This is a genomic window from Myxococcus vastator (assembly GCF_010894475.1).
In the GTDB taxonomy this organism is placed as follows: domain Bacteria; phylum Myxococcota; class Myxococcia; order Myxococcales; family Myxococcaceae; genus Myxococcus; species Myxococcus vastator.
Genome location: NZ_JAAIYB010000301.1, coordinates 1 through 10,616, shown reverse-complemented (window position 1 = coordinate 10,616; position 10,616 = coordinate 1). Strand labels below are relative to the sequence as shown.

The 10,616-nt window shown below is 68.4% G+C and carries 7 protein-coding genes and 3 pseudogenes; 6 read left to right on the top strand and 4 right to left on the bottom strand.

What is annotated here, in order from left to right; genetic code table 11:
- Window positions 1–689, top strand: a 689-nt coding sequence (locus G4D87_RS25485) for a deoxynucleoside kinase (RefSeq protein WP_240358600.1), incomplete at its 5' end; no start/stop codon positions are given.
- A 111-nt stretch (window positions 690–800) separates the two neighbouring features.
- Window positions 801–1,319 carry an acyl-CoA thioesterase gene (locus G4D87_RS25480; RefSeq protein ID WP_163784836.1) on the top strand — a complete coding sequence of 173 codons (519 nt, stop codon included), beginning with the start codon at window positions 801–803 and terminating at the stop codon, window positions 1,317–1,319.
- Between the two features lie 78 nt (window positions 1,320–1,397).
- Here the strand turns inward: G4D87_RS25480 and G4D87_RS25475 are convergent, their stop codons facing one another.
- Window positions 1,398–1,787, bottom strand: coding sequence for a HesB/IscA family protein (locus tag G4D87_RS25475; RefSeq protein WP_163784835.1), 390 nt, complete (start codon window positions 1,785–1,787; stop codon window positions 1,398–1,400).
- Window positions 1,788–1,868: 81 nt separating this feature from the next.
- Here G4D87_RS25475 and G4D87_RS25470 point away from each other — a divergent pair.
- Window positions 1,869–2,588: pseudogene (locus G4D87_RS25470) on the top strand (ThiF family adenylyltransferase); the annotation flags it as partial.
- Here G4D87_RS25470 and G4D87_RS25465 read toward each other — a convergent pair.
- Window positions 2,587–2,904 (bottom strand): annotated as a pseudogene (locus tag G4D87_RS25465) (glycerophosphodiester phosphodiesterase family protein); the annotation flags it as partial. The pseudogenes G4D87_RS25470 and G4D87_RS25465 sit on opposite strands and share 2 nt — an antisense overlap.
- Before the next feature lie 34 nt (window positions 2,905–2,938).
- Entirely contained in the window at window positions 2,939–4,765 is a 1,827-nt protein-coding gene (locus G4D87_RS25460) for an Ig-like domain-containing protein (RefSeq protein WP_163784834.1), read from the bottom strand.
- Between the two features lie 377 nt (window positions 4,766–5,142).
- Between G4D87_RS25460 and G4D87_RS25455 the strand changes: the two genes are divergently transcribed.
- The 3 genes from G4D87_RS25455 to G4D87_RS25445 all read left to right on the top strand — a co-directional run bounded on the left by G4D87_RS25455 (window position 5,143) and on the right by G4D87_RS25445 (window position 9,879).
- Window positions 5,143–6,261, top strand: a complete 1,119-nt coding sequence (locus G4D87_RS25455; protein ID WP_205507717.1) for a hypothetical protein — start codon at window positions 5,143–5,145, stop codon at window positions 6,259–6,261.
- 198 nt (window positions 6,262–6,459) lie between these two features.
- Window positions 6,460–8,913 (top strand): serine/threonine-protein kinase, encoded by a 2,454-nt coding sequence (locus tag G4D87_RS25450; protein WP_163784833.1) that lies wholly within the window; start codon window positions 6,460–6,462, stop codon window positions 8,911–8,913.
- 219 nt (window positions 8,914–9,132) lie between these two features.
- On the top strand, window positions 9,133–9,879 hold the full coding sequence (locus tag G4D87_RS25445; protein WP_163784832.1) for a hypothetical protein: 747 nt from the start codon (window positions 9,133–9,135) through the stop codon (window positions 9,877–9,879).
- 25 nt (window positions 9,880–9,904) lie between these two features.
- Here the strand turns inward: G4D87_RS25445 and G4D87_RS25440 are convergent.
- Window positions 9,905–10,616 (bottom strand): annotated as a pseudogene (locus tag G4D87_RS25440) (hypothetical protein); the annotation flags it as partial.

The window sequence follows — 10,616 nt, the reverse complement described above, 5'->3', positions numbered from 1 at the left end:
CTGCCCAGGAAGCGGCCCCCGCGGCCACCCCGCGCTCCCGCAACACGATGCGCATCAAGGTGCCCAAGGCACGGCGCTTCGTGGCGCTGGCGGGCAACATCGGCGCGGGCAAGACGACGGCGGCGAAGATGATCAGCCAGGCCTTCGGCTACGAGCTGTTCGACGAGCCCGTCATCGACAACCGCTTCCTGCGTGACTACTACGCGGACATGACGCGCTGGTCCTTCACGCTCCAGCTCGAGTTCCTCATCCGGCGCGTCGAACACCACGAGCTCATCCATTCCTACCGTCGCAGCTGCGTGCAGGACCGCACGCTGTACGAGGACCCGGAAATCTTCGCCAAGTACCTCCACGGCCTGGGGCACCTGACGGACGCGGAGCTGGACCTGTACTACGAGTACTTCCAGCGGCTGTCGCGCCACATCATCCGGCCCGACAAGGTCATCTGCTTCGAGGTCGGCAGCGTGGACGTGCTCCTCCAGCGCATCCGCACCCGGGGCCGCGAGGAGGAGAAGGGCATCCGCCACCAGTTCCTCCGGGGCCTCAACGGCTACTACGCCAGCTTCCCCCTGGTGCTGCAGGAGAAGTACGGCGTGGACTGCCTCACCCTGGACGTGTCCACGCAGGACATCCGGCGAGGCCGGGGACGCGAGGAGTTCCTCGACCGCGTCTCCACCTTCCTGGCCTGAGCGCCGCTCCCGCGCGGACATTGCTGGCCCATCGCGTCAGCGCTTGGGATATCCACCGGATGAACCGGCGCGGCCCCGCCGCAGGCTCCGTCCGACAATCCAAGGTGCGAGATGACCGACCCGAGCGCGAAGAATCCGAAGGACACGGAGGTGGTGATGACTCAGCTCATCCTGCCTCCGGACGCCAACAACCTGGATGCCGCCTTCGGCGGCAAGGTGATGCAATGGATTGACGTCTGCGGGGCCGTGGCCGCGCAGCGCCACTGCCGGCAGGTCGTGGTGACGGCCTCCATGGATGATTTGCACTTCCACGCCCCCATCAAGGTGGGCTGGATTGCCCTGCTGCACGGCCGGGTGCTGGCCGCCTTCCGCACCTCCATGGAGGTGGGCGTCACGGTGCACGCGGAGAACCCGCTCACCGGCGAGCGGCACCTCACCACCAGCGCGCTGCTGACCTTCGTGGCCCTCGACAAGGCCGGCAAGCGCGTGCCGGTGCCGCCCCTGCTGATGGAGACGGACGCGGACCGCGCCGCCTTCCAGGAGGCGCAGGCGCGCCGGACGCTGCGGCTGGCCCGCCAGAAGGAGAACCAGTCCTGGCTGAAGGTGATGACGCCCATCGCGGGCGCCTGACGCACGAAGGCCGGGCGAGGCATCCGCCCCGGCCCGGCCTTCCCGCCCGCGTCATGGGCGCTGCCGCGGTGGCTCGGCTCAGGTCGTGAACGACGTGCCGCAGCCGCAGGAGGACTTCGCGTTCGGGTTGTTGAACTTGAAGCCCGAACCGGTGATGGCGGAGACGTAGTCAATCTCCGTGCCCGCCAGGTACTGGCTGCTCATCGGGTCGGAGGCAATCTGCACGCCGTCCTGCTCCCAGACGGCGTCACCGGCCTTGGACTCCTTGACCAGGTTCAGGTCGTAGCCCAGGCCGCTGCAGCCGGCGGGCACCACGCGGATGGAGAAGAAGTAGCCCTCGAAGCCTTGGGCCTTGATGACGCTCTTCACCTGCTGGATGGCGGCGTCCGTCAGGCGCACGGCCACCGGAGTGGCCTGGGAAGCCGGCGAGGCGGCGGGGGCGGCGGAAGTCGTGGGGGTGCTGTCCATGTCCATGTCTCCTCTGGAGGACTTATAACGCCCGGGCCCGGAAAAGCCATGGGCCCAGCCCCTGGGTTATATGCATCCGACATGGCTCGGACCTTCCAGACGCTGCTGGCCGGAGTGAAACAAGAGATTCGCGAGGTCTCCGTGGAGGACGTGAAGCGGCTGCTGGATGCCCGGGCCTCCGTGCGGCTGCTGGACGTCCGGGAGGCGGACGAATACGCCGGTGGCCGGCTGCCCGGCGCCCTCCACATTCCAAGGGGTTACCTGGAGTTACGCGTCGAAAGCCAGGTCCAGCGTGACGAGGAGCTGGTCGTCTACTGCGCCGGAGGCACCCGCTCCGCCCTGGCCGCCAAGACGCTGAAGGAGCTGGGGTACGAGCGGGTGGCCTCCCTGGCCGGCGGCTACAACCGGTGGAGTGACGCCGCCCTCCCGGTGGAGAAGCCCTTTGTCCTCACCGCCGAGCAGAAGGAGCGCTACCGCCGCCACCTGAGCCTCCCCGAGGTGGGTGAGGCGGGCCAGGCGAAGCTGCTCCAGGCCCGCGTCCTGCTGCTGGGAGCCGGCGGACTGGGCTCGCCGGCGGCGCTGTACCTCGCCGCCGCGGGGGTGGGCACGCTGGGCATCGTCGACTCGGACGTGGTCGACCTGAGCAACCTCCAGCGGCAGGTCATCCACACCCGCGAGCGTCAGGGTCAGCCCAAGGTGGCCAGCGCCCGGGCCGCGATTGAAGCCCTCAACCCGGACGTGGAGGTGGTGGGCTTCGAGGAGCGGCTCACCTCGCACAACGTGCTGAAGATTCTGGAGGGCCCCGGAACGGGAAGGTGCGGCCTTCATCGGGCGTGAAGTGGAAGCCCGCGTCCAGCCGCTGGAGTTCGGCCAGCGTGAGCGCGGCCAGGGGGCCGGTCCCGTCCGTGCAGCGCTCAAGCGTGGCATCGTGGGCGACGACGAGCTCCCCATCCCGGGTGAGGTGGACGTCGAGCTCAAGCATGTCCGTGCGATAGCGCTCCACGGCCTGCCGGAAGGCCGCCAGCGTGTTCTCCGGCGCCACGGCCGCGCCCCCGCGGTGGGCGATGTGCAGCGTAGGCCGCAGGCCGCGGAGGAAGGGGAGGGGAGAGGATGCCATGCCGCCAGTGTAGCGACTGGCGGCGTGGGGCTGGCTAGCGGTTGAAGCGGTAGACGAAGATTCGTGGAGGCCCGTCTTCGGCCGTGGCCTCACACGCGACCCAGGGGATGCCGTCCGCGTCCACCTGGAGATTCAGGCTGCCCACGCTCGCGGCGTCCGGCAGAACGCTGCTGGAGCCGTGGAGGGTCCTCCATTCGGAGCCTGCCCACTGGCGGACGTGGACGCGGTTCGTCGCGCCGTCGCTCTCTCTCCAGGCCACCATCGGCGTGCCGTCGGGAGCCAGAGCCAGGGACGGAAGGTCCGCGGGGGTGTTTCCAGGGGTGGCGCTCAAGCCACTTCCCAGGGAAACCCACTGACTGCCGTCCCATCTTGAGGCGTAGACGTTGGCTGCGGTACCCGTTGGCCCGTCCGGGGTTGTCTCGGACCAGACGACCAGCGGACGTCCGTTTCCATCCAGGTTCATGTCCACCTGGCTCGCACTGGTATCGGACGTATGCGTCTTGAGGGCGGGGCCCAGTGGTACCCACTCATTGGACACTCGCCGCCACACGTGAATGCGGCCGTTGATGGGGTGGTTCTGCTCGTTCAGTTCGAACTCGGACCAGGCAATGTAGGGCACGGCGGCGTGGAATCTCAGGGACACGTCGCTGACGCGACCGAGCTCGGCCGTGACAGCCCGGAACGCGCCGCCGACGTTCTCCCACTGCGCACCGTTCTGCCGACGGACGCGGATGCTCGTTGCTCCCTGCTCCGGACCGTCTTGGATGACCGCGAGCCACGGAGACGACTCGGTGCCGAACTGGAGGGTTGGCTTGCCTGCCCCGTCCACTGCGTCGCCAACGGACTGCCAATCGCTGGTAGCCCAGGCGCGGGCATAGGCCGTGCCTCCGCCAATTTCCTCCTCGGTCCAGCTCACGAATGGGGTGCCGTCGTGGTTGATGACAGTGGGGGCTGATGGGAACACATTCCTGTCATCGGCGCGTACATTGAGGTCCCCGCCCAGGTTGTTCCAGGTGCCCTCCTGGAAGCTGCGGACTGAAATGCTTGTGGCGTTCCTCCACGTCAGGAGCGGCGCGTTGCCCGGGGGCAGATGCAGATGGGGTGAATTCGCCCAGGGAGGGCTGATTCCCACTGCTGGGCCGACGCTCAGCCATGCTGGAGCCCGCCATGACCACGTCCTGGTTGAATCCTCGAGCGGGTTGCCAGCCAGGTCCGTAATCGAGTCTGCCAGCGCCAACTCGAACTCATGCGGTACGGGACCTGTCTCCGTGGGGGAGATGGTCAGGAGTGTCTCATTCTCCGTGAGTTCGACAGTGCGGTCGATGAGGACGCCTCCCAGGCGGAGTCGAACCGATGTTCCGGTCAGCGTCGCGCCCTGAACGGGCTCCGAAATGCGAACGCGAATGGGGCTCCCAGCCGCGACGGCGCTGTCATCTGGGGTGGGCTCCCTGGAGACGATGGTGGGCGGGGTGCGATCCACGACGAATCGTCGTTCATCACTCGTCTCGATACGCTCGCCCTTCGTGACGCGGGCAACCAGTGTGTGAGTCGTCTCGGGAAACGAGGTGGTGTCCCAGATGTACGTGTAAGGAGGCTGCAATGAAGCCAGCAGCTCGTTTCCGACGAAGAGCTCGACTGCGTCAGGTTGCTGTACGCTCGTGCCGATCTGGAGTGTGACGGTGGCTCGAACATGCGTCGCGCCATCGACGGACGTGAGCGTGACCTCGCCGTCAGCCGGGCCGCCATCGGGCTCAGTGATGTCACCTGCATCGGGTTGTTCGTCCACGATGTCGGGAACGTTGATGCATGCAGTGAACAGCGAGGTCAGCGTGACGTAGGGGAAAAGGGCGCGGAGGCTCATGAGCGTGGGCTTCAGCAATCCTCGTTCCCAGCGATTAGACAAGAGCCGACCTGTGTCCACCTTTCCCGAATCGGCGACGGACCATCCAGGTCGGTGGACTGAGGCGCCGCCATAGGGCGGCCTCTTCCCGACGAGGCCCAGACGACCTCGTGCCTCCTTGGATGGCAGCAGGCAGGGGACGTCTTTCTCGGAATCCTGAGAGTGTCGAGCCCGAATCCGGACCCAGTGTGGAATCCGGGACTCACGTGACTGGAGTTCACCCACGTGTCACCTGTGCCGTGGGCGCCTTCCTTGCCGGCCCCCGTAAGGCGCCGGTATAAGGCCCCATCCTCAGGCCGGCAGGCGTCGGCGTTGCGCGAATCGTGGCGCCGAAACGAATGGAGACTCAAGACATGGAACTGCGCAAAACGCTGGGCGCCGCGGCGCTGATCACTGCAGCGACGATGGCTTCCGTTGCTGGCTGCTCTGGCCGGGATGATGATGGCGATCCGGATCCGACGTCGGATGCGGGCTGTATCGGCAATTGTGGCGCTGATTCGGGCACCGACGCGGGGACGGACGCGGGTCTTCCTCCCGAGGACGCCGGCCCGCGGGTCTGCCCCGAGCCGGTCGAAGGCAAGGGCCCCATCGGACGGCTGCGCGAGAGTGGCACTCGTGGCGAGGCGGTGACGCTGGACGAGGTCATCGTGACGGCCGTCAGCCAGACGACGCGCGGCAACCAAGGCGACTACACCGCACGGTTCTGGGTCGTGGACTCGTGCTTCCCGACCGAGGGCATCTTCGTCGACAAGTTCTACACGGACGAGACCAAGGCCTATGGACCCGTCGTGGGTGATGTGCTGCGTGTCCAGGGCTTGTTCCGCACTTTCAATGCCCAGGCGACTGACAATGCCCCCAACATGCGCGAGGCCTATCGTCCGGTCATCAAGAGCGCGTTCCGGCTGGATGTGACGGGCGCGACGGGGAACCTGGTCATCACCAAGAAGGGCTCTGGGGAGCCGCTGCCCGACAACACCGTGCCGGAAGGCTTCGGCGACGCGGAGGGTGGCGTGGCGGTTCCCAATCCCGAGCTTGGCGGTACGCGCGTCCACATTCCGGGCCCGCTGACGATCACGAACGCGACGCCCGCGGCGATGAAGCAGCGCCCGAACGAGCCGGAGAACGACACCTACCTGGGCTTCGAGGTGACGGGTGGCATCCTCGTGGCCAACTACAAGACTTACAACGTAGAGGGGTGCGACGTGCGCGCTGCTGCTGAGGATGGTGGCACGGTGACGTTCGAAAACGGCCTCCGGGGCGTTTGGGACACGTACTCGAATGTGGTGTGCACGGATGGCGGCACCACGACGACCAGCGATGGTGGCACGGCCTTCCAGTGCAACCAATACGCGGACGGAGTCGTCCCCGGCACCACGAACCCGTACACCTACGTCCTGATTCCGACGGACTGCACGACGGACATGGTGGGAACAGTCACCCCGGCGGAAGTGCCGTAACGGTCCGCTTTCCTATCGCTGGTTCGCAACGAGCCGCCCCTCGCCCACCCGGGGAGGGGCGGCTTCTTTTTGGGCCCGGAAGGCGGGGTGGGTGTCCGGAACCCACCGAAGCGGGTCCCTGGCTCCCAGGAGCCGGTGATTGTGGGTAAGCTCCGGAAAAGTCCAGCCCATTCACCTTCAGACAGACGGCTTTTCTTCGTGAGCTCGCCCCAGACGGCCATTCCGTTCGGTAACTACCTGCTGATCAAGCGGCTCGCCGTGGGAGGCATGGCGGAGCTGTTCCTGTCCCAGCGACCGCCGGACCCCGAGCTGGTGGTGCTCAAACGCATCCTCCCGTACCTCTCGGAGGAGCCCGAGTTCGTCCAGATGTTCCTGGACGAGGCGCGCATCGCCGCGCAGCTCCACCACCCCAACATCGTGCAGGTGCACGAACTGGGGAAGGAGGGCGACAACATCTTCATCGCCATGGAGTACGTGGAGGGCGTGGACCTGCGGCGCGTCATGGCCGAAGAGTCCAAGTTCGGCGCCACGGTGCCCTATGGCGTGGCCGCGCGCATCTGCGGGCAGGTGGCCGCCGGCCTGAACTACGCGCACCACAGCCGTGGCGTGGATGGGCGCCCGCTGGAGTTGATCCACCGCGACGTCAGCCCGCAGAACGTGATGATCGGCTACGACGGGCGCGTCAAGCTGGTCGACTTCGGCATCGCCAAGGCGGGCGCGTTCATGGAGCGCAGCAAGCCGGGGGTCATCAAGGGCAAGTTCCTCTACCTGGCGCCGGAGCAGGTGTCGCAGGAGCGGCTGGACCACCGCGCGGACATCTTCGCGCTGGGCACCATGCTGTACGAAATCACCACCGGCCGGCAGCCCTTCGCCAAGCCGACGACGGAAGGCATCCTCTACGCCATCCGTTACGAGGACCCGTCGCCGCCACACCTGCTGCGCGACGACTACCCGCAGGCGCTCTCGCGCATCGTCATGCGCTGCCTCACCAAGGACCGCGCCCTGCGCTACCAGCGCGCGTCCGAGGTGCACGACGCGCTGGAGGCCTTCCTCGCCTCCGGCACTCTCCGGCAGAGCCTGGACGTGTCGGAGTACATCTGCCGGCTGCTGGGCGAGGAGGAGGAGCGCACCATCCTCCACATCCCCGAGGCCAAGGGCCCCGGCCGGCGTGAAGCCACCGTACCGCTGCAGGGGGTCCGGCTCTCCCATGACGCAGAGCCGCCGCGGCGCCCGTCCGTGCTGGAGTCCACCGCCCCCACGCTGTCCTCCACCACGCCCGAATCCGACCTGGCCCCGGTGCCCAGCGCGCAGCTCACGCCTGGTCTCACGGCCCGGCCCACGCCTCGCCGCGCGTCAGGGGACTCGGTGCCGGTGTCCTTCTCCGGCGATGAGCCAGAGCCCGCCACGCAGATGGCGCGCCCGCGCGAGCTGCCTGCCCGCCAGGCGGATGACGACGACGAGGATTCGGAGATGTCCACCGCTGTCGCCACCACGCCCGTGGGTTACCGAGCCGCGGCGCTGGCGGTGGAGGACCTGGACATCGGCGACGGCGAGTCCACCGTGCCGCAGCGGAGTCGCCCCAAGGGCATTCCATCCCGTCCTGCCGCGACGCCGCCGGCGCCGGTTCGCCGCTCCGCGCCACACATGGCGCCTCCTCCCTCGCGCGTGGCGGAGGCGCCTCGCACCCGTCGCCCCGGCCCGTCGTCTCCCTCTCACGTGGCGGCCTCACGCAGGCCCCCTCCGCCGGAGGAAGACGCGGCTTCGTCCGTCTCCATCACGCCGGTGCCTCCGCGCCGCGCGTCCTCGCTGGACCTGGAGCTCTCCCAGTCCGTCTCCCTGACCCCCGCCACGGTGAATCAGCGGCCGCCCCCACCACGGAGCCCGCCGCTGTCCCGTGGCGCCCGGCACGCGGAAGCGGACGACGAGGACTTCCAGGACACCGGCCTGAGCCATTCCTCGCTGGAGTACACGGACCCACGGCCCACGCTCCGGGATGAGCCGGACGATGACGAGTCCACCATGGGCTACCGCGGCGACTCGGGCGAGTTCACCGCCGACACGCGGGCCACGCAGCCCAGGCGCAAGCGTCCGGTGGTTCGGGTGGTGGCGTGCGTCGTGGGGCTGCTCGCCCTGGGCATTGGCGTGATGTGGTGGTTCATGGTCGGCGCGCAGGCGGCATCGGCGAAGCCGCCGCGGGACTTGTCGGTCGGCGCGCTGGAGCAGCAGGGGACGGCGTCGCCTGTCGTCCGGCCCGTCACGGGACAGGCGTCGCCTGCCGCCGGGCTCACGAACGCGCCCGCCGTGGCGCAAGACGACGGCCGCCCGGAGGCGACGGCGCCGACTGAACCGCCGAAGCCCCCGGAGCCGGGAGCCGCAGCGGCCCCAACCGCCGACCCGGATGCGCCGCCCACCGCCGCCGCGGAGCCCACGCAGGTGAGCGTCCGCTTCAATGCCCCTGCCCGCACGGTGCTGCGGCGCGAGGGGGGCGAGCGCCTCCCCATCAACACCCTCGTCTCGCTGCCCGTGGGCCCCATCCGGGTGAGCTACCAGTGCCCGGGACGTCGGAAGCCGAAGGGTACAAAACCCTACCTTATAGAGCCGGCGAGCGAGGGTCCGCTCGTCCTGCAGATTCCGTGCAAGAAGCGACGCTAGTGACATCGGGCGTTTGACGGGTATGCGGCATCCTCCCCCAGCGGCGGACAAGTGGGACCGGGTGGGCTTGAGTGTCCTTAAGTCGTTGGAATTCCAGGGTTTTCACCTTCCCGAGCGCGTTTACACATGTCAGACGGGTCCGTAGAATCCGGAACCCTTATGGCGCGCCCGAAGAGTCAGAAAAACGTAATCAGGAAGCGGAGTTACACGGCCGGCCGGGTGGCCCGGCAGGTTCCTCTCGTCCCCGAGCCCAACAGGCTCCTGAAGGTCTGGCGTCGTGTGCTCGAGCGGCGGCTGCGCACGCGCCTGCGCGCGAAGGTGGCGCTGGAGATTCACGACAACACGCACACCATGCTGACGTTCCAACGCCAGCGGGCCATGTGGCGGCTTCGGCTGCACCACATGTTCCTGGTCGCTCCGGACGACGTGGTGCAGGCGCTCGCCAGCTTCGTGCGCAAGGGTGACCCGGACGCCAGCGTGCTGCTGGACAAGTTCATCGAGCGCAACCGCGTCTACATCCGGCGCCTGTCTCCGGCGCAGATGCGCAAGCGCATCCGGCTGGAGCCCGTGGGGCAGCACCACGATTTGGAGCGCATCTACGACCGGCTGAACGAGCGCTACTTCGACGGCCGCATCGACGCGGCCATCACCTATGGCCCGGCGCCGCGGGTGAAGGGGCCTCGCAAGAGCATCAAGATGGGCTCCTACTCCGCGGACTCGAAGGTCATCCGCATCCACCCGGCGTTGGACCAGCCGGTGGTGCCCCGCTACTTCGTGGAGTGGATTGTCTTCCACGAGATGCTCCACCACGTGTACCGGACGCGGAAGGGCGACGACGGACGGCGCTGCATCCACCCGCCCGAGCTGATGGAACACGAGAAGCAGTTCCACGACTACGCCCGCGCCCTCGCGTGGGAGCGGGAGAACCTGGACCTGCTCCTGCGTGCCCGTGTGACGCCGGCCTGAGTGGCCGCGCGTGGGTCCCCTGGGCTCAGGGGATGATGAGCCCGCCGGGGCTGCGCCGCTCCAGCGAGGGGGCCGGCGCGGCCTCCTCGGGGCCGGTGTCCGCGCCGGCCCGCGCTCCGGTGGCGGCCACCAGGGCCACCACCTTCTCGAAGAGCCGCTCGGCGAAGCGGGAGAAGGGCTCCTGGGCCCCATGGAAGAGCCGGCGGGCCTCGGCCCGGGCAAGCTCCGCCTCACGTGGGCGGCTGCTGCGCTCGAAGTAGTCCGCCATCCGCCACAGGCGCAGCGCATAACGCTGGCGCACCTCGGGGGTGAAGAAGTCCCGGGCCACGCCGAGCATCGCCGCCTGGAGCTGCTCCTGGCGCTGCGCGTCGCTCAGCGACAGGGGGCTGTGCACCACCTCGTCCATCTTCTGCACCAGGGCCCGCATGTCGGACTCCGGAGGCAGCCACGAGGCCAGCTCCACGGTGTCATGGAGGACGTCGGCTTCCCGTGCGCGGCGGAGGTCCTCGGGCTCGGGCGGGGGCAGCTCGGTGGGGGACAGCCGCGGCTGGACACCGAAGTGGCGCAGCACCACGTCCAGTCCGTCGGGGAAGGGCGTGCGGGTGCGCAGGTTGGTGCCGGCGGCCTCGGCCAGCAGGGCCGCGGCTTCCTCCAGCGGCAGCTCCACGATGCCGCCGTGGGCCAGTCCGTCCTTCACCAGCTTCCGCCAGGTGGCGCGGTTCCTGTCCCCCAACTGG

What these genes read in the sequence shown, in the direction of transcription:
- G4D87_RS25480 (WP_163784836.1), top strand. Translation starts at nt 801, where the DNA reads ATGACCGACCCGAGCGCGAAGAATCCGAAGGACACGGAGGTGGTGATG.
- G4D87_RS25475 (WP_163784835.1), bottom strand. Translation starts at nt 1,787, where the DNA reads ATGGACAGCACCCCCACGACTTCCGCCGCCCCCGCCGCCTCGCCGGCT.
- G4D87_RS25460 (WP_163784834.1), bottom strand. Translation starts at nt 4,765, where the DNA reads ATGAGCCTCCGCGCCCTTTTCCCCTACGTCACGCTGACCTCGCTGTTC.
- G4D87_RS25455 (WP_205507717.1), top strand. Translation starts at nt 5,143, where the DNA reads ATGGAGACTCAAGACATGGAACTGCGCAAAACGCTGGGCGCCGCGGCG.